This window comes from Arcticibacterium sp. GJ41-1 (assembly GCF_055808875.1).
On sequence record NZ_CM147888.1, the window covers coordinates 807,033 to 827,091 of the forward strand.

The following is a 20,059-nucleotide window of genomic DNA, read 5'->3' on the forward strand; positions in this document are numbered from 1 at the left end:
CGGTTATTTTGTTTCTGGGAGCGTATAATGTTCCATTCGGCTGTAAAAGTCTGTCATTAAACTTTCTTTATCAAAGTTTTCCCAAAGTGTAATTTTTCGAGTGTTGTTTGGTCTTTCTTTCCATTCGCCGTTTTCTAAGATTGGTGCAGGTATTTCTCGGGTAGTTCCCCACGCTGGATTTTTGATGATAGCGACTGCTACCATGTCAAAAAGTGGCCTTGAAGGAGGTGTTCCGTGAAGTGTAATGTGGTCAAAAAGGTCAATGGCATAATCGCCAAAATGCTCAAAAGTACCGCCATGTCGCCCTGTGATTTCTTTGGATGCTTTAGGTCCTAGTTTGGGCATTTTTTCATGAATATCAGTTTGAAGTGCTTTTACGGCATCTGTTCCAGAAGGTTCTCCATAGCGAACAGTAACCATTTCAAAAGGAATGTCGGAGTCCAGAAGATAATTCATAGAGGCAGGGTCGCTATTTTGATTGTATTCGCCCGGTTTAGGATAATTAGAACCGAGCCAAACCAGCCTTACCTTTTTGGCAAAAGTGGGGTCTTTTTTTACTGCCAAAGCAACATTGGTCAATTTACCAACAGCAACTATAGTGAGCGGACCTTTTTTTGCTTCTGCTATCATAAAATTTACAGCATCGGAACCATCTTCTTTAAGGGAATCGGAGGCTATAATTTCTTCAAAATTTGAGTTTGCCCCACTTAGTAAAGGAATTTTACCTTTTAAATTATACAGTTGTAAAATTCTTTCGGCTTCATCAAAATGCAAATTAATTTCGCCTCCACTGGGTGTTGCATTTACTGTTACGCCTTTGATATCAAAAATGTCGCCGTTACTTAAAAGGTAGGCAAGGGCGTGTTGGTCGTCTAGTTCATTGTTGGCATCAGTGTCAAAAATGACCGTGGCTTTTTCAGGAGCTTCTTCGCTTTGGCAGGCGGCTAAAAACCCGAAGGAACACAGTAGTAAAAGAATATTTTTTTTCATTTCGGGTCAAATAATGGTTGTTTCAAAATTCATTAACCGAAAAATTACTAAGGTTTTTGCTCTCCTGAGCTATTTATTATTTCATTTTTTTTGCTTTGGAATGGCTGAGGCTAGTTTTTTTGTAAATTCACCCACTTATTCAACCATATTCAATAAATGATTTTTTTTAGATTAGTCCTGTTACTATTTGTAGTGTCAACTGTGCAGGCTCAACAAAGGCCAAATGTCGTTTTCATTTTAGCCGATGATTTAGGCTATCATGATTTAGGCTATACAGGTAGTGACTATTACGAAACACCAAACATTGACGCCTTAGCTTCTAGAAGTTTAAACTTTATTAATGGCTATGCGGCAAGCAGAGTTTGTAGTCCTTCTAGAGCGGCATTAATGACAGGGAAATCTCCTGCAAGATTACACATCACAGACTGGATAGGTGCAAAGTCGGGTACGGATTGGCGTACTGTTGGCAGAGAAAACAAACTTTTGCCTGCTACGTATATTCATAACTTACCACAAGAAGAAACAACTATGGCTGAAGCTTTTAAAGCAGAAGGCTATCGTACTTTCTTTGCAGGTAAATGGCATTTAGGAGGAGAAGGTTCTTATCCAGAAGACCATGGTTTTGACGTAAATGTAGGAGGTTACCACGCAGGTAGCCCGTTTGGAGGGTATTTTTCTCCTTACGATAATCCTAAAATGAAGGATGGCACAAACGGAGAGAATTTATCCATAAGACTGGCCACTGAAACTGCGGATTTCATTTCAGAGAGTAAGGAGAAGCCTTTCTTCGCATTTTTATCTTTTTATGCGGTGCATGGTCCTATTCAGACAACGGAAGAAAAGTGGGAGAAATATCAAAACAAAGCCAAGAAAGCAGGAATTGCGGAATCTGGTTTTGAAATGGAAAGAGTGTTGCCTATTCGCCAGCACCAAGATAATCCAGTGTACGGTGGCTTGGTAGAAACCATGGATGATGCTGTGGGAATAGTTATGAAAAGGTTAGAAGAGTTAGGCTTGGCAGAAAATACCATAGTGGTTTTTACTTCAGATAATGGTGGCGTGGCTTCGGGCGATGCTTTTTCTACTTCAAATGCACCACTTCGCGGAGGTAAAGGCTATCAGTGGGAAGGCGGCATAAAGGAGCCGTTTCTAATAGCTGCCCCGGGTATAGCACCAAGAAAAATTTCTGACAGAGTTATCGGCATGGATTTCTACCCTACGCTTTTAGATTTGGCAGGTTTGTCTGCTCAAAGTTCTCAACATGTAGACGGTGTCAGTCTTTTGCCTATTATTACTGGTGAAAAGGAGATTAATAGAGATTTGTTTTGGCACTATCCTCATTACGGAAATCAAGGCGGTGAGCCATCTTCAGTTATTAGAGAAGGCGATTGGAAGCTTATTCACTATTGGGAAGATGAAAGAAATGAACTTTATAATCTTGCAAATGACCCTGAAGAAAGAAATGATTTAAGCCAAAAGCAGTCAAAAAAAACAAGGCTATTGTTAGCGAAATTGAAATCATGGTTAGATGAGTCAAAGGCAGAATATGCCGCTCAAGACCCTATCTTTAATCAAGAAAAACATAATGCTGTTCTGGAAAAGAATAGAAAGGTACTACTGCCTAGATTAGAAGAAGAAAGAAGAAGGATGTTGTCAGAAGAGTACAAACCCAACGCCGATTGGTGGGGGAGTCATGCTACGGACGACTAATCTTATTTATAACAAAATTCAACCTAATTAAATGAAATCAATTTATGTGTTAGTAGTAGCCCTTTTTCTAGGGCTCAACTCGGCTATGGGGCAAAGTATACCTTTGCCTGAGCACCCAAGACCAGACTTTGAAAGGGAGAATTGGCAAAACTTAAACGGTATCTGGGAGTTTGAATTTGACAGCCTTAATGTAGGTCTTAGTCAAAACTGGACCTCAGGAACTGCTGATTTTTCTAAAGAAATCAATGTTCCTTTTCCATGGGGTTCTAAACTGTCAGGTGTGGCAGATGAGGCCGATATAGCTTGGTACAAAAAGAGCATCACTGTTTCTGAAAACTGGAAAGGCAAACGTACTTTTTTCACCATAGGGGCTTCCGACTGGGAAACCACAGTTTGGATTGATGGAAAATTATTAGGGAAACATGAAGGTGGCTACACGCCCTTTTCTTTCGATTTGACTGAGCATTTAACCTACGGAAAAGCTCAGAACATAGTAGTAAGAGTAGATGACGCCAGAAGAATGTTTACACTTTATGGCAAACAAGGCTACGGAAATGCAAGGGGGATTTGGCAAACGGCTTACCTAGAAGCCAGAGGGAGTACTTATTTAGATTACCTTCATTTTATTCCAGACATTGACAAAGGGCAGTTTACTATCAAAGGAGAATTAGGGGCAGCTTCTATAAAAAGCGAAACTTTAGAACTTTCTGTAGCTGGGAAAACGCTCAAAACTGAAATAGAGGCCGGTCAAAAACGCTTTGAAGCTACGTTTGATTTAGCAAATGCTCATTTATGGTCCATAGAAGACCCATATCTTTATGAGGTTACCGCTACGGTAGCTGACGATAAAGTGAAGTCATATTTTGGTATGCGTAAAATATCGGTGACTAATTTACCGGGTACAGATATACCTTATGTTGCTCTAAATAATAAGCCACTTTATCTTCAACTTACCCTTGATCAGTCTTACCATCCAGAAGGGTTTTATACTTTTCCTTCGGATGAGTTTATGAAAAATGAGATTCAGTTATGTAAGGATATTGGTCTTAATGGACTTAGAACGCACATCAAAATTGATATTCCTAGAAAGCTTTATTGGGCTGATAAATTAGGCTTGCTTGTAATGGCTGATTTGCCAAATAGCTGGGGAGAGCCAGACGCTGACGCTCAAAAGGAATCAGAGTACACACTTCGTGAAATGATAAAACGTGACTTTAATCATCCGTCTATTTTCTCATGGATTACGTTTAACGAGACTTGGGGTTTAAAAACGGAAGTCAAAAATAAGAATGGTGATATTGACCGTAAATACCTGCCTAAAACGCAGTATTGGGTGGCATCTATGTACTATTTGGCAAAGTCTTTAGATGAGACACGTTTGGTGGAAGATAATTCTATTTGCTGCGGAGCAGGCCATACAGAAACCGATATCAATTCATGGCATGCCTATTTGCCAGGATACGAATGGGAAGCTTTCATGACCAATTTAGATAAAAACACCTTCGCCGGAAGTACAGCAGATTTTGAAGATGGTTTTGCTCAAGGAAACCAGCCAATGATTAATTCTGAGTGCGGAAATGTTTGGGGTTATGATGGCAGTACGGGAGATATTGACTGGAGCTATGATTACCACAGAATGATGAATGTTTTCAGGCAGCATCCTAAAATGGCAGGTTGGTTATATACCGAGCATCATGATGTTATTAACGAGTGGAATGGCTACTGGCGTTTTGACAGAACCATGAAATATACAGGCCTGAGCGAAATAGCGAAGGGCATGGAAGACGAAGACTTTCACTCGCTATTTTATGTTTCTACTGGGCAAGATATAACGCAAACTGGCAAAGCTGGTACCATGGCTACAGTTCCTATTTATATATCTTGCCATACGGATGAAGAGCTTCCGCAATCAAAAGTGACTTTAGAATATCGAGTTACTGGAATAGACGTTTTAGGGAAGATGCACGAATTACCTGCACAGTCAAAAACACTAGATTACACACCATGGATGCAGAAAAGAGAGGCTCCGTTAAGTGTGAAAATGCCAGAAATGGATGGTTTATACACCGTGACACTTATCTTGAAAGACATGAATGGGAGAGCTTTACACCATAACTTTATGAACTTCAAAGTGAGTGGAGGTGCTAATCCTGCCGGAGTTTCTGTTTTAGAAGTTTCACCAAAAGACCTTAAAAATGCAGACTGGTCTGTCAAGAGCTGGGAGGTTATGGACGGTCTTAAAATGAACGGTACAGGAAATGGTTCTTTTGAGTATGTTTTTACTGGCGATGCCAAAAAAGCAAAGTCAGGTTATCTGCTTATGGAGTTAGGTGCCAAAGAGCTTTTTGCTAAAGATAGAGGTGGTGTAGATTTGATTGACATGGATTATATGTTAGGTGCCATAGCAGAGCCAAGTCAAAACAAAAACTCTTATCCTATGACAGACGAAACCAAGTTTCCGTCAAAAGTTATGGTGAGCATCAATGGTTTTAATGTTAAAAATGTAAGTTTGGAAGATGACCCCGCAGACCATAGAGGAATATTAAGCTGGCATAGCCAAAAAGAAGACAGGCTACTTCATGAAGCTGGTAGTTATGGGTATATGGTTAAAATACCTCTTAACAAAACTCAATTAAAGACTTTAAAAAAAGAGGGTCAACTTTCAGTAAAATTGACCGTTAAAAACGGTGGAGGTTTGGCCGTTTACGGAAAAGATTTCGGTCGTTACCCGTTTAATCCTAGTATCGTATTATCAGAAAAATAGTTATCGTAGGCTGAGTAAAATTATTAGTATTAAGAATTCTTTATATCGCCCTGTACTGTTTGAGTACAGTCAAAACCCTAGCTTAGTTGTGATGGTTTTTTTTGTTGATAATAATGGTTTTGAGTGTACGAGTTTACAGGGTGGTGCTTTTTTTGTTTCGTTTTTTTACAATTAAAAAAATGAAATCCCGGCCGGAAGGCCAGCGTAGTAGAAGGTGGGGGTGCTTCATGAAAGAAAGAGAAAGGTGACGTTTAAAGATTTTGAGAACTACTTTTAAAACAATTCAATACTTAGTCTGAAGACAATAAAAAATAATTATAAATGAAAAAAATACTCTTATCACTGGCTTTGGCTAGCATGTTTATTTCCTGTACGCAGGAAGAAGAAAAGAAACAACCCAATGTTTTGGTGATTTATGCGGATGACCTTGGCTATGGAGACGTAAGTGCTTATGGTCAGGGAACGCTAAATACGCCCAATATTGACGCATTGGCGGCCAATGGAGTAAGATTTACAAATGGCTATGCTACTTCGGCCACTTGCTCACCTAGTAGATATGCCTTATTGACAGGACAATATCCATGGAAAAACGAAAGAGCTAAAATTTTGGCTGGCGATGCTCCAATGCTTATTGACTCAGCCTCTTATACCATGGCAGATATGTTTAAAAGTCAAGGCTATGAAACCTCTGTGGTTGGAAAATGGCATTTGGGTTTAGGTAATGGAAGTATAAACTGGAATGAAGATATAAGCATTACTCCAAACGATATTGGTTTCGATTATTCCTACATCATGGCGGCTACAAATGATAGAACACCAACCGTGTATGTAGATAATAGAAGAGTGGATAACCTTTCGGCTGACGATTCACTTTTTGTGAGTTACAAAGAGAACTTTGAAGGGGAACCAACGGCTATTTCTAACCCAGAATTAATGACCAAAATGAAATGGCATCATGGTCATAACCAGTCTGTGCATAATGGTGTGCCGCGTATTGGCTACATGAAAGGCGGTAAGTCGGCTCTTTGGGTTGATGAAGACATGGCCGACCATTTTCTTGACATTGCTAAAGGTCAAATTGATAAAAGCACGGAGTCTGAAAAACCTTTCTTTATGTATTACGCCTTGCATCAGCCGCATGTGCCTAGAGTGCCTAATCAACGCTTTGTTGGTAAGTCTGGTTTAGGGCCAAGAGGTGATGCTATTTTAGAGGCAGATTGGTGTGTCGGGGAAATTATAAAACATCTTGAGTCAAAAGGTCTTTTAGAAAATACACTAGTTGTTTTTTCAAGCGATAATGGCCCAGTTTTAAACGACGGTTACTTTGATGAAGCTGTTGAGAAGTTAGGCGACCATACCCCGGCAGGTGTATTGAGAGGTGGAAAATACAGCCTTTTTGAGGCAGGTACTAAAGTGCCATTTATAGTTTCTTGGAAAGGAAAGGTAAAGCCAGCAGTTTCGGATGCTATGGTTTGTCAGTTAGATTTGGCTTCGTCTTTTGCTTCTTTGGTAAATGGCAAGTCTGATTTTGACGATAGTAAAAATTTTTTAGCAACCTTTTTAGGTGAAAGCGAAGAAGGAAGAGAAAACCTAGTTTTAGAGGCCACAGGTCGTTTGTCTTACCGTAAAGGTGACTATGCCTATATCCCAAGATATAAAGGAAATGCTGTGAACAAACAGGTCAACATTGAAGTTGGAGTAAGTCAAGAAGAGCAACTTTATAATGTTAAAAATGACCCAGGAGAAATGACTAACATTTTTGAAGAGGAATCTGAACTAGGAGCTAGCCTAAAATCAGAGTTTGAAAAAGCCACAGAGGGCTATTTCAAACCGATGCAAACAGATGTGGTCTTGCATTGATAAAAATTGATTCGCCGTAAAGGGTATTTGTGTCCTTTTATAAATCGGTACGCAAAAGCAGCCATTAGTGGCTGCTTTTGCTGTTTTAGAAGATGTGCGGTCATTCTAAATCGGGGCGAATGGGAAGTAGTTTAGACCTAATTTTGTAAGACAATAACCTATTGAAATGCAAAAAATAACACTTTCCATTCTTTTCGTATTTGGCTTGCTATGTTCGCAAGCTCAGATAGTAAAAGTTACTCCAGAAAATCCTAGCCTTAATGACGAAATAGAAATATTTTTCGATGCCTCGCAGGGCACTCAAGGTTTGGTGGGAGCCACCAATGTTTACATGCACTCTGGCGTGGTAATAGACCAGCCAAATGGAACTGCATGGGAGTATGTCAAAGGAAACTGGGGAGAAGATGATGGCTTAGGGAAAATGACCAAAGTGGCTGGTCAAGACGACCTCTGGTCAATTAAAATTTCAAATATTGCCGCTTATTATAGTGTGCCAGCAGGCATCAATATTTTCAGACTTTCCATGGTTTTTAGAAATGCCAATGGCAGTAGCGAAGGAAAAGGAAGTCCTGGCAATTTTAATGGTGGTAGTGTAGCTACAAACGGTGATATTTACATTGACATCACGGTCAATAATTATGTTCAAATTTCAGCACCTACAGCGTCTAGCCTTTATTTGAAAGAAGGGGAGGCTGTTAGTTTTAGAGCCGATGCATCTACGGAAGCTACGAAGCTTTCCTTATATTTAGACCAAGGTAAGGGCTTTGAATTATTAAGTTCGGTGAACAATAGTCAGACCATTGATTTTGATTATACACCAAAAGTAACTCAGAAAGCAAGCCTTTTGGCAGAAGCCATTTTTGAGGCAGACACCCAAAACATAAGCAAGGAATATCAATTTGTGATTCAAAAAACAATCAGTACTGTAGAGCTACTTCTTGGACTAAAAAAGGGAATAAACTATACGGAAGACCAGTCTAAGGTAACTTTAGTATTGGAAGCTCCGCAGAAGGATTTTGTTTACGTGGTCGGTGATTTTACCAATTGGGAAGTCAAAGATGAGTTTTTGATGAACAAAACGCCAGACGGAGAACTGTTTTGGCTAGAAGTTGAAAATCTAACACCTTTAAAAGAGTACGTTTTCCAATACTGGGTAGATGGTGATATAAAAATAGGGGACCCCTATGCCGACCAAGTAGCCGACCCTTGGAATGATAACTATATTCCACAAGAAGTATATCCTAATTTGCCATCATATCAGCGAACAGATTTTGGCGTAGCCACTGTTTTAAAAACGGGTCAAAAGGCTTTTGACTGGGGTCAAAGTGAAAACTCTTGGCAAAAACCTGAGAAAGAGAACCTGATAATTTATGAGCTGTTAGTTAGAGATTTTCTGGGCTCTCATAGTTATAAAGACCTTGCGGACACGCTAAGTTATTTGAAAACTTTAGGTGTAAATGCCATTGAGCTTATGCCTATCATGGAGTTTGAAGGAAACGAAAGTTGGGGTTATAATCCAAGCTACTTCTTTGCTCCAGATAAGTATTATGGCTCAAAAGATGATTTGAAGAATTTTATTCAAACTGCTCATGAGCAAGGTTTCGCGGTGATTTTAGACATGGTTTTAAATCATGCCTACGGTCAAAATGCCATGGTGAAAATGTATTGGGATGCTGTTAATAATAGACCTGCCGCAAACAGCCCGTGGTTTAACCTGGTACCTAAACACCCTTTTAATGTCGGTTATGATTTTAATCACGAAAGCTCTTATACACAGTCTTTTGTAGATGATGTGAATGCCTACTGGCTAAATGAATTTCATTTTGATGGTTTTCGTTTTGACTTGTCAAAGGGTTTTACGCAAACCAATAATCCTGATAACATAGATAAATGGGGTCAAAAAGATGATTCGCGAATAGCGATTCTAAAAAGAATGGCGAGTAAAATATGGGAGCAGAAAGAAGACGCTTATGTAATTTTAGAACACTTTGCTGCTAATAATGAAGAAGACGAACTTCAAGCTGCAGGAATGCTCACATGGGGAAACTACACATATACGTATGGAGATTTATTGACGGGTAAAGCCACCACAGATATTTCTGGCGTAGCGGATTTAGGAAAAGTGGCTTACATGGAAAGCCATGATGAGGAGCGATTGATTTATAAAGCAGACAATAGCACCTTAAAAACAACCACTTATGATACCAATAATGAGCTAATAGCACTAAATAGAGATAAGATGTTGGCCGCCTTTTTCTTTACGCTGCCTGGCCCAAAAATGATGTGGCAGTTTCAAGAGCTTGGCTATGATGTCAGCATAGATTTTAATGGCAGAGTAGGAAATAAACCACAAGCATGGGGTGAAGGTGGCTTAGGCTATTACGAACAAAAAGAGCGAAGAGACTTGTACAAAGCTTATGCAGCTATCATAAATCTTGTTCAAAATAACAGAGCTACATTTTCAGAAGGAACTGTCAAGAGCTCTTTAATTCAAGCAGTAAAAAGCATAAGTTTTGAAGCAGATGAAATGGATGCCTTCATTGTAGGGAATTTTGATATAAATGTTCAGTCGAAGGAAATAGCATTTCCGAAAACAGGAAAGTGGTTTGATTACTTTTCGGATGATTCATTAAGCCTTAGTACTGAAAAACATGTTTTTGACCTTAGCCCTGGGGAGTTTCATATTTATACTTCGGTGAAGCTAGAGGAACTAGAAGAGGGTTTGGTTACCACTTTTGAGCCTATTGTTTTTACAGAGCCAGAAAGCTTTTCAGCTGGGACCGATGTAACGCTTAATTTGAGAGCAAACTTGGCAGAGAGTGAGGGTGATTTTAAAGACCTTGACCAAATATTTCTGGCTGCAGGCGTTGTCACAGATTCACCCAATAGCGTGGATTTAAAATATTTGAAAATTGAGCCAAGTGCCGAGAACGAATTTACTTTAAGCTCTGCGGAAGAGAAGATCTGGCAATTAAGTTTAAATCCTAGAGCGTATTTTGGTGTTCCTGAACAAGAAGAAATTTATAAGATTGGTCTTTATTTAAAAAGTAAGGATACCCTAACTCAAGGCTTTGGTTATGGCAAAGAGCTTATCTGGCTAAACTTAAAATCGGAAGCGGAAGTAGTAAAGATTAATCCAAAAGAGTTTTATAAAGACACGCCAATCACTATCACTTTTGATGCGGCTGCCGCTAATGGAAGTGGCACTGCGGGCTTGGTAGGAGCTAAAAAGGTATATATGCATGCCGGTATTATTACTGCTTCGCTTTTTGACGAAAACTGGGAATACACTAAAGGAAACTGGGGGCAAGATGACGGAATAGGTCAAATGACCAAAGTCAGTGGCTCTGATACCAAATGGCAGATTACATTGACACCAAATAAATATTTCTCTGGAGTGCCAGCTAGTGCCACTTGGTATAGAATAGGCATGGTTTTCAGAAATGAAGATGGCAGCTTAGAAGGTAAAAGTAAAACGGGTGGTGATATTTTTATGGATTTTGCTCTTTCTGAAGAGGTCATTTTGGCTACCGAGCCAAGGCAAAAGATTTTGGTTTACCCTAACCCAAGTGAGGGTGCTTTAAAGGTGCAGTCGTCTGAAAAATTAAAAGGGGCCTACCTTTTTAATATGAAAGGAGAAAAACAAAGGACATTTGAAAATGGAAGGCATTTAAACACCGAAGGTTTAAGTTCGGGAACTTATATTCTTCAGATTTTGACAGAAAAAGGAACACGAATAAAAAGGGTTTTTATCCGCTAATAAGCCTCGTAATAGTACTCGAAAAGAAGTTCGCGAAAGATGGGATTGTCGGTTTCTTGATTGAGAAGTTCTTGCCCACTGTTTCTGATTAAATAACCGTTTTGGTCAAATTCAGGATTCAAGGTTCTTTGGTCTGACAAGATTCTGACGCCATTAATGGTTTTATGGCTTACTATTTCTTTCTCTATCCCTATGCGGTAATCAAAGGCTTTTATTTTCGGAAATCCTTTAAAAGTAGGAAGAGCAGACTCCGGTAATCCGCTTTTTTGTAAAGTATAATCTTGCTCAAAAATGAGCTCATCCTTATTGTATTTTTCGTATCTTTTTAAAAGTAAATCATTGTCAAGAAAAGTCTTCTCATTTTCCTGCAAGAAGGAAAATCCTTCATTGGTTTTGACATAATTTAGGGGAATGTCATCCTCGTAGTCTATTACAGTTTTGTTTCCAGAAAACTTATTGGTAAAAATGGTTGTGGTGAGTTCTCCCAGGCTATTATAGCGGTATTCTCGCACGTTTTCATTGAAGTCTTCTAGCGATAATAATTCGTTTTTATAGCTATAATTAACCTCGGCTTCATCTACTAATGTTATGCTTTGAGCCTCGCTATATTTCCTTGTTAGGTAGCCTTCGGCATTATAAAAGTATTCGTGAGTTACCTTTACCGGCGATATTTGTCCAGTAATATCCGAATAAGAGGTGTCGTTTTTTGCTTCTAATATGAGGTTGTTATTCTCGTCATAACTATAAACTCCAGAGTAAACATCCGTTTTGTTGGTGTAAGTATATACCTGCTTATAGCCTACCAGCCTTTGTCTTTCAGGTGTAGATACTTCAGATTTCTCACAGGAGAAAAAGAAGAATGATATGCCCAATAATGCTAAAAACTGTCTCATAGGAGTTTTAAATGACTCCAATGTACAGTTTTTAAGCACAAGTATCTATTTGCCGGCTCTTTAAAAGTAAAGAGCCAAAAGCTTATTTCTTTCTGAAAAGTACAGTAATGGTAGAACCCTCAAAACCGAAACTTTCTCTCAGTTTGTTTCTTAAGAATCGCTCATAATCTTCACGAATATACTGTGGAAGGTTACAGAAAAATACAAAAGTAGGCGACGGGGTAGGCAGCTGCATGATGTATTTAATTCTAATATACTTACCTTTTACAGCAGGTGGAGGAGTACGGGCAATATGAGGAAGCATCACATCATTGATTTTTGATGTAGGTATTTTTAAGCTTCTATTCTCATACACTTCCATGGCTTTTTCTATCACCTGGAAAATTCTTTGCTTATGAAGTGCAGAAGCAAAAATCATAGGCATATAGTTCATGGGAGCTAGTCTTTCCAGAATCTCCTTCTTCATCTGGTCAGCTGTTTTTGAGCTTTTTTCTATGGTATCCCATTTGTTCATCATAATCACAATACCTTTTTTGGCATTATGAGCATGGGCAATAATGTGCATATCTTGAGCCTCTAAACCTCTTTCTGCATCTAGTAAAACAATACAGACTTGAGAGTTTTCCATGGCCTTGAGGCTACGCAAAACCGAGTAGAATTCTATACTTTCTTGCACTTTAGCTTTTTTTCTGATACCAGCAGTATCAGTTAAAATAAAGTGATTTCCGTAAAGTTTGTAGTGTGTGTCAATAGAGTCTCTAGTGGTACCAGCTATATCGGTTACTATACTTCTATCTTTTCCTAAAAGAGCATTTAGGAATGAAGATTTTCCTGCGTTAGGTCTTCCTAATATTGATATTCTTGGAATACCATCGTCTGGGTTTTCTACACCATCATCATCAAAATGCTTAACCACTTCGTCTAACAGTTCTCCTGTTCCAGAACCATCTGTAGACGATATTGGGAAAACTTCTCCCATACCTAAAGAGTAAAACTCTGGAGCTACTAAAGATTGTCTTTCAAAAGTTTCTGCTTTATTTGCTACTACAATAATAGGTTTTTTAGAGCGACGGAGCACATTGGCAAAGTCGTTATCTAAATCGATAAGGCCAGTCATGGTATCAACCACAAAAAGCACTACCGTAGCTTCATCTAAAGCCATGGCTACTTGGTCTCTAATGGCACCCTCAAAGGTGTCTTCTGAGCCTACCACGTATCCGCCGGTATCTATTACTGTAAAATATTTTTCTGTCCATACAGACTCACCATAGTGGCGGTCTCTGGTTACCCCCGATACGTTATCGGTGATGGCCATACGTTGCTCTATTAACCTATTAAATAAGGTTGATTTGCCTACATTCGGGCGTCCAACTATTGCTACGATATTTGCCATAATACTTACTTTCTTTTCTAAAATTAAACCCTTTTTCTGAAAAGGGCTGCAAAGATACTGAAAGAACGAGGATTATGTTCTGCTAAGTTCCCTTTTACATGAAAGCAGCGAGTAAAGGTGCAGTGCTATCATGTAATAGTGCTATAAATGTTGCCTCGTTTTCTTAAAATATGCTAGAAATCTCTTGATAAGAGATTAGAAACAAGGCTACTATAGCTAGTAGGAAGCCTAGTTTGTTGATTTGATTAAGTTTTTCTTTAAAAAATATTGCTGCCACGGCAGCCGAAAAAACAATCACGCCAATGTTATAAATAGGGTAAACAAAAGCACCACTATTGCCAAAGGAGCTAAGAGCAAGAAAAATTAAGTAGAACGATAAGAAATTTGGAACACCAAGCGTCACAGCCGCCAAAGCGTTTTTCCATTCCCATTTTTCTTTGTTTTTGATTAAGCTAAAGCTCAACAGAAGGACACCAGCTATCACCGCTCCAAATACCATAACCAACGTAACTGGAATTGTCAATTCGGGGTTAGGAATAAATTCTAGGTTGAGGTAATTGATAGCAGCATTGGTAATACCGTACATAAGGAATACGCCTAAAGGCAAATACCAACTTGATAGCGAGTTCTTTAATCCACCGTCTGGTTTTTGATAAGTGGCTAGGCCTACGGCACAAATAGCCAATAATAGTCCTAGGTAGTTAAACGTGTCAAAGGCTTTTCCTTTTGTTTCAAGTAATAGTAAACTTACCAATACAGGTATGACCAAAGAGACATTGTTTGCCAAAGACGTTACGGTGATTCCTGCTTTTTGGGTCGATAAGCCAGATAAAACGAAGGTGATAATAAAGCCAACACCTAGTGCAAGGCAAAACCATGTCCAGTTTTGAGAAAGGTCTAAGTCAAAAGACTGCCCTTTGGGCATCAAAAGCATTCCGGTGGCAAAACAAACGATGTAGTTTAGCGAAATAGCATGAAGCGTATTGATACCAAACTTTGGAAATAACCTGAAATTGACCAATAGCAAAACAGAGAAAAGGATGCTTGAAAGAAGGTAAATCATTTTTTTAGATTATAAGACACTAGACATAAGACAAAAGTAGCGGAATACGTACGCGTCATCAAGCATCTGGCAGCCGACACCTAACATCAGACACTTTAATACCCAAACCGCTTAATCTTGTCTCTTTTTAATCGCCAGTCGGCCTCTACTTTAATGTATTGCTGAAGGAAAACTTTCTTTTCAAAAAATGCTTCCATTTCTTCTCTGGCTTCTGTTCCTACTTTTTTAATTCTTTCGCCTTTATGACCTAAGAGTATGGCTCTTTGCGAAGATCGTTCCACGTATATTTCGGCGTAAATTTTAATGATATCATCATCTTCTTTAAACTCACTCACCACCACTTCACAGCTATAAGGTATTTCTTTTTTATAGTTCGTGAAGATTTTTTCACGCAGCATTTCTGCTGCAAAAAAGCGTTCAGGTTTGTCTGTAAGTTGGTCTTTCGGGAAGTATGGTGGATGTACAGGAAGAAGCTTAATAACTGTTTCGAGAAGTTCTGCTACCCCAACATTTTTCAAAGCAGAAATTGTTAGAATTTCTCGTGGGTTTAAAACAGTTTTCCAATGATTTATTTTTTCTTCAATCTGCTCTTCAGTAGCTAGGTCAATTTTATTTATGATTAGGAGTAAAGGAGCATCAGACTTACCAAGTTTTTGGATTACATCTTCCTCGTCGTATTTTTCAAAAATATCAGTGACAAAAAGAACCACGTCAGCATCTTCAAGCGAACCATGAACAAACTCCATCATGGAGTTATGAAGCTCATACATTGGTTTGATAATGCCTGGTGTGTCGGAGTAGACCAACTGAAATTCGTCACCATTCATTTCACCATTAACAATACCCATAATTCTATGACGGGTAGTTTGGGCCTTAGAAGTTATAATGGATAGCTTTTCGCCCACCAACTGGTTCATCAAAGTAGATTTCCCCACGTTTGGTTTACCAATAATACTTATAAAGCCAGCTCTATGTGTTTTTGTCATGGGGCAAAGATAAGGGGATAGAAAGAATTGTAAGTGAAATTAACCCATCTTAAGATTTGAATTACACTTTTACGCACAAAAAAAGAGGCCAAATGACCTCCTTTTCGTTTTTAGTAGCGGGAGTAGGACTCGAACCTACGACCTTTGGGTTATGAGCCCAACGAGCTGCCAACTGCTCCATCCCGCGATATTGGACTGCAAAAGTACAACATTAATTTTAAAGTCCAAATGTTAGCTCATAAAGTTTTAAAGAAATCTGTTTTTTTATTGAAATAGGCTCTCTGTTCCTATATTGCTGCCTAAACCCTTATTGAAACTCGATTTGATTAATATAGTAGAAAGAGCTCAGGCTCACTTAGAGAGAGTAGCTGTTCGCAGCGAAAACAAAGATTATACGTATCAAGAGCTTTTAGATAGTTCAGAAAACATTTCAGTTGCTTTGCTGAGAGGCAGGCAAGACCTAAAAGAGGCTAGAATTGCTTTTATAGTAAACCCCGGTTTTGACTATGTGGCTATACAGTGGGGCATTTGGCGTGCTGGTGGAGTGGCTGTGCCGCTTTGCGTGAAGCATCCTTATGAGTCATTGAAATATGTGATTGAAGATACACAGGCAGAAACCATCATTCATTCTGATGAATATGAGCCTTTGGTTTCCAAGTTTAATAAGGAGCTGCTCCTAAATAAAAATGAGATTTTAGCCACTTCAGGTCATTTACCAGATATAGATGAAAGTCGGAGAGCTATGATTCTTTATACGAGTGGTACCACTGGCAATCCGAAAGGTGTGGTGAGCACACATGCAAACATAGAGGCTCAGTTAAGTTCTCTGGTGACGGCATGGGAATGGGATAAGGACGATAGGATTTTAAACGTGCTGCCTTTGCACCATGTTCATGGTATTATAAATGCCACCTGCTGCCCACTGTGGAGCGGAGCTTGTGTAGAGTTTTTGCCAAAATTTAGTCCAGAAGGAATTTTTGATGTTTTCTGTGAAGGGAAGGTGAATATCTTCATGGCGGTACCTACCATCTATTATAAGCTGATAAACTATTATAATGACTTAGACGAAGCTCATCAAAAGCAAGTTTCTGAAGCCTTACAGAAATTCAGATTCATGGTTTCTGGTTCAGCGGCTTTACCAATTTCTGTTTTAGAACAATGGAGAGCTATTAGTGGTCAAACGCTTTTAGAAAGATATGGCATGACAGAAATGGGCATGGCCATCAGTAATCCATATAAAGGAGAGCGTAAGCCGGGATATATAGGGCAGGCTTTGCCAAATGTTACGGTAAGACTAGCAGATGAGAACGAAGCTGAAATTACGGATGGTTCACAGGGAGAGATTCAAATAAAAGGACCGAATGTATTTAAAGAATATTGGCAAAAGCCAGAAGCTACGGAAGAGACTTTTACTAAAGATGGTTGGTTTAAAACCGGTGATATCGCAGTTTTTGAAGATGGTGCCTACAGAATTCTTGGAAGAAATTCGGTAGATATAATAAAATCAGGAGGCTATAAAATTTCTGCTTTAGAAATAGAGGAGGTTTTAAGGAAGTATCCTAGTATAAAAGATTGCGGTGTGGTTGGTATTCCTGACGATGAGTGGGGAGAAATTATAGGTGCAAGTTTAATTGCCAAAGAATCTGAAATTGATTTAAAAGCTCTTAATGCATGGTTGAAAGAGAAGTTGCCCAACTACAAAATGCCGCGTAAATATATTTTCCAAGAAGATTTGCCAAGGAACGTCATGGGGAAAGTGACAAAGAAAGAATTAAAGAAGCTTCTCTAAAATTCAAAATACTATGAAAATTTATGGAGTTGCCTTGTTGGCCTTTTGTTATTTGGTAGGTAAACTGTTGGGTACGTTTTTAGGAGAAACCATAGGTGTCAATGGCGATGTAGGCGGCGTAGGTTTTGCTATGCTCTTACTAATATTGATGAACTCTTACATAAGAAAGAAAGGTTGGTTGGAGGCCGAAACCGAAAAAGGAATTTTGTTTTGGAGCTCCATGTACATTCCAGTAGTGGTAGCTATGGCTTCTATTTTAAATGTGAAAGCAGCTCTCTCAGGAGGTTGGGTTGCAGTGATGGTAGGTGTGTTGGTTACCTTGGCTTCTTTTTTTTAGTTCCTGTCATTTCTAAAATAGGAAAACCGAAAGCCTAATCATGGATTTAATCAAAACCCTCATTGACAAAAATGGATTAGTCTTCGCCTTTTTATTGGTCGGCATCATCATGCTGGTTTCGTTCTGGTTTTCAGATAAGTTTTTAAAGAAAAAGATACCTGGCGTAGCTATAGCCATTTTAATAGGACTTTGGTTGGCTACTTTTGGTGGAGAAAAAGGAATTTCTAATGTGCCCTATTTTGCAGGAATGGCACTTCTAGGTGGTTCTATGCTTAGAGACTTTACGGTGGTAGCTACGGCCATGGGAGCCGATTTGAATAAAATAAAACATGCAGGACTGGCTGGTGTAGTAGCACTTTTAGTGGGTGTTATGTTTTCCTTCTTTTTTGGTGTGGGCATAGCGGCAGCACTTGGTTATCGTGATGTGTTAAGTTTAACCACTATTGGTGCGGGTGCATGCACTTATATTGTAGGTCCAATCACAGGCTCAGCTTTAGGGGCCAGTTCTGATGTGATAGCTATTAGTATTGCTATTGGCGTAGTAAAAACAGTGGTTACTACTATAGTGACGCCATTAATTGCGAAAAGAATAGGCTTAGACAACCCACATTCGGCTGTTGTCTTTGGAGGTTTAATAGGAACTTCCAGTGGTGTTACAGCTGGTTTAGCAGCCACAGACCCTAAGCTGGTGCCATACGGAGCTCTGACGGCTACTTTTTACACAGGTTTGGGATGTTTGCTTTGCCCATCTCTATTTTATATCATTCTGAGTGCACTTGTTTGAGCCTTTTGCCTCCATATTCTCGTTCACTCGCTTATATTTGTCGCAGTTTGAATTATTACTCTAATCTATATAAATAATTTTATGAATTTCTCAACCTTAGATTACATCATCTTTGGGGCTTACGCTGTCTTAATCCTTGGGGTTGGGCTGTGGGTGTCAAGAAAAGGTGAAAAAACATCTGAAGATTACTTTTTAGCTAGTAAATCATTGCCATGGTGGGCTATTGGAGCTTCATTGATTGCGGCCAATATTTCTGCCGAGCAGTTTATCGGAATGTCTGGTTCTGGTTTTGCGGGTGGTTTGGCTATTGCTTCTTATGAGTGGATGGCGGCCATTACATTGCTAATCGTAGGTAAGTATTTCTTGCCTATTTTCATTGAAAAGGGATTGTATACTATTCCTGAGTTTGTTGAAAAAAGATTTAGTACACAGCTTAAAACTATTTTAGCTGTTTTCTGGATTGGTCTTTACGTTTTTGTAAACCTTAGTTCCGTACTTTATTTGGGAGCCTTGGCTCTTGAGACTATTATGGGAGTGCCTATGTTGACAGGCGTGGCTTGTTTAGCTCTTTTTGCAGCAGCATATTCTCTTTATGGTGGGCTTTCGGCAGTAGCATGGACAGATGTAGTTCAAGTGGTTTTCTTGGTATTAGGAGGTTTATGTACTACTTATTTGGCTCTAAATACGCTTTCTGATGGAGCTGGTGTAATAGCTGGTTTTAAGCAGGTTTATGCAGCTGTTCCTCAAAACTTCCACATGATTTTAGATAAATCAAATCCAGAGTATCAAAACTTACCAGGTATTTGGGTATTGATAGGTGGACTTTGGGTTGCCAATCTTTACTATTGGGGTTTTAACCAATATATTATCCAAAGAACTTTGGCAGCAAAGTCGCTTAAAGAAGCTCAAAAGGGTATTGTTTTAGCAGCTGGTTTGAAGTTGTTAATTCCTTTTATCGTTGTAATTCCAGGTATTGCAGCTTATGTCATGGTTAATGACCCTGCCGTAATGGAAAGATTAGGTAGTCTTGGTCAAACAAACTTACCAAGCTTAGGGCAGGCTGATAAAGCGTATCCATGGTTATTGCAATTATTACCTTCTGGTCTTAAGGGAGTGGCTTTTGCAGCATTAACGGCTGCTATTGTTTCTTCGCTAGCGTCAATGCTTAATTCTACCTCTACCATTTTTACAATGGATATTTACAAAGAGTACATTAACAAAAATGCTTCTGAAGGGAAATTAGTTAATGTGGGAAGAATCTCGGCTTTTGTTGCTTTGCTTATTGCTTGTATTATGGCCCCTCTTTTAGGTGGTATAGACCAAGCTTTCCAGTTTATTCAGAAGTACACAGGAATGGTGAGTCCAGGTATTTTAGCAGTATTTATGTTAGGTCTTTTTTATAAGAAAACTACCAACAAAGGTGCTATTTGGGGTGCCTTATTGTCAATCGTAATTACGGCTTCTTTCAATATTTTCACAGACTTACCATTTATGCATCAAATGGGCTTGTCGGCCGTATTGGCAGCATTGGTTATCGTGGTTATTAGTCACTTGGATAGCAATGGCGAAGAAGACCCTAAGGGTATTGAGTTATCAAAGAAAACCTTCGAAACCAGTGCTACTTTCAATATTTCTGCTTTCGCAATAGGAATAGTAGTGATAGCATTATATGCTTTATTCTGGTAGGTCAAACTGATTGACCGAAGGATAATTAAATCCGTGTCTAATCT

General features: G+C 39.0%; 13 protein-coding genes and 1 tRNA gene. 8 read left to right on the forward strand and 6 right to left on the reverse strand.

Translation table 11 applies throughout. The features are described from left to right. Window positions 1-3: 3 nt before the first annotated feature. Window positions 4-990, reverse strand: a complete 987-nt coding sequence (locus AC0L6O_RS03285) for a nucleoside hydrolase (RefSeq protein WP_473306305.1) — start codon at window positions 988-990, stop codon at window positions 4-6. A gap of 156 nt (window positions 991-1,146) precedes the next feature. On the opposite strand from AC0L6O_RS03285, the gene AC0L6O_RS03290 reads away from it, so the two are divergent. The 4 genes from AC0L6O_RS03290 to AC0L6O_RS03305 all read left to right on the forward strand — a co-directional run bounded on the left by AC0L6O_RS03290 (window position 1,147) and on the right by AC0L6O_RS03305 (window position 11,084). Beyond that, a complete protein-coding gene (locus tag AC0L6O_RS03290; RefSeq protein WP_473306307.1) occupies window positions 1,147-2,700 on the forward strand; it encodes a sulfatase in 1,554 nt (517 codons plus the stop codon). A 31-nt stretch (window positions 2,701-2,731) separates the two neighbouring features. Further along, window positions 2,732-5,464, forward strand: a complete 2,733-nt coding sequence (locus AC0L6O_RS03295) for a glycoside hydrolase family 2 protein (protein WP_473306308.1) — start codon at window positions 2,732-2,734, stop codon at window positions 5,462-5,464. A gap of 321 nt (window positions 5,465-5,785) precedes the next feature. Next, window positions 5,786-7,324: a sulfatase family protein gene (locus tag AC0L6O_RS03300; RefSeq protein ID WP_473306310.1), complete on the forward strand. Its 1,539-nt coding sequence runs from the start codon at window positions 5,786-5,788 to the stop codon at window positions 7,322-7,324. 166 nt (window positions 7,325-7,490) lie between these two features. Continuing rightward, on the forward strand, window positions 7,491-11,084 hold the full coding sequence (locus tag AC0L6O_RS03305; RefSeq protein WP_473306311.1) for a DUF4961 domain-containing protein: 3,594 nt from the start codon (window positions 7,491-7,493) through the stop codon (window positions 11,082-11,084). Here AC0L6O_RS03305 and AC0L6O_RS03310 read toward each other — a convergent pair. From AC0L6O_RS03310 to AC0L6O_RS03330, 5 genes are all read right to left on the reverse strand, one after another. Beyond that, window positions 11,081-11,977, reverse strand: a complete 897-nt coding sequence (locus tag AC0L6O_RS03310) for a hypothetical protein (RefSeq protein WP_473306313.1) — start codon at window positions 11,975-11,977, stop codon at window positions 11,081-11,083. The genes AC0L6O_RS03305 and AC0L6O_RS03310 overlap by 4 nt on opposite strands. Window positions 11,978-12,059: 82 nt before the next feature. Beyond that, window positions 12,060-13,370, reverse strand: coding sequence for a ribosome biogenesis GTPase Der (der, locus tag AC0L6O_RS03315; protein WP_473306314.1), 1,311 nt, complete (start codon window positions 13,368-13,370; stop codon window positions 12,060-12,062). A 163-nt stretch (window positions 13,371-13,533) separates the two neighbouring features. After that, entirely contained in the window at window positions 13,534-14,433 is a 900-nt protein-coding gene (locus AC0L6O_RS03320) for an EamA/RhaT family transporter (protein WP_473306315.1), read from the reverse strand. Window positions 14,434-14,528: 95 nt separating this feature from the next. After that, window positions 14,529-15,419, reverse strand: a complete 891-nt coding sequence (era, locus tag AC0L6O_RS03325; protein WP_473306316.1) for a GTPase Era — start codon at window positions 15,417-15,419, stop codon at window positions 14,529-14,531. 114 nt (window positions 15,420-15,533) lie between these two features. Then, window positions 15,534-15,606 (reverse strand) — tRNA-Met (locus tag AC0L6O_RS03330). Window positions 15,607-15,741: 135 nt separating this feature from the next. Here AC0L6O_RS03330 and AC0L6O_RS03335 point away from each other — a divergent pair. The 4 genes from AC0L6O_RS03335 to AC0L6O_RS03350 all read left to right on the forward strand — a co-directional run bounded on the left by AC0L6O_RS03335 (window position 15,742) and on the right by AC0L6O_RS03350 (window position 20,015). After that, complete coding sequence (locus AC0L6O_RS03335; RefSeq protein ID WP_473306317.1) at window positions 15,742-17,208, forward strand: acyl-CoA synthetase; 1,467 nt, start codon at window positions 15,742-15,744, stop codon at window positions 17,206-17,208. Window positions 17,209-17,221: 13 nt separating this feature from the next. Further along, window positions 17,222-17,545, forward strand: a complete 324-nt coding sequence (madL, locus tag AC0L6O_RS03340; protein WP_473306318.1) for a malonate transporter subunit MadL — start codon at window positions 17,222-17,224, stop codon at window positions 17,543-17,545. 40 nt (window positions 17,546-17,585) lie between these two features. Further along, on the forward strand, window positions 17,586-18,329 hold the full coding sequence (gene madM, locus AC0L6O_RS03345; RefSeq protein ID WP_473306319.1) for a malonate transporter subunit MadM: 744 nt from the start codon (window positions 17,586-17,588) through the stop codon (window positions 18,327-18,329). 81 nt (window positions 18,330-18,410) lie between these two features. Further along, window positions 18,411-20,015, forward strand: a complete 1,605-nt coding sequence (locus AC0L6O_RS03350) for a sodium/sugar symporter (RefSeq protein ID WP_473306321.1) — start codon at window positions 18,411-18,413, stop codon at window positions 20,013-20,015. Window positions 20,016-20,059 lie beyond the last annotated feature (44 nt).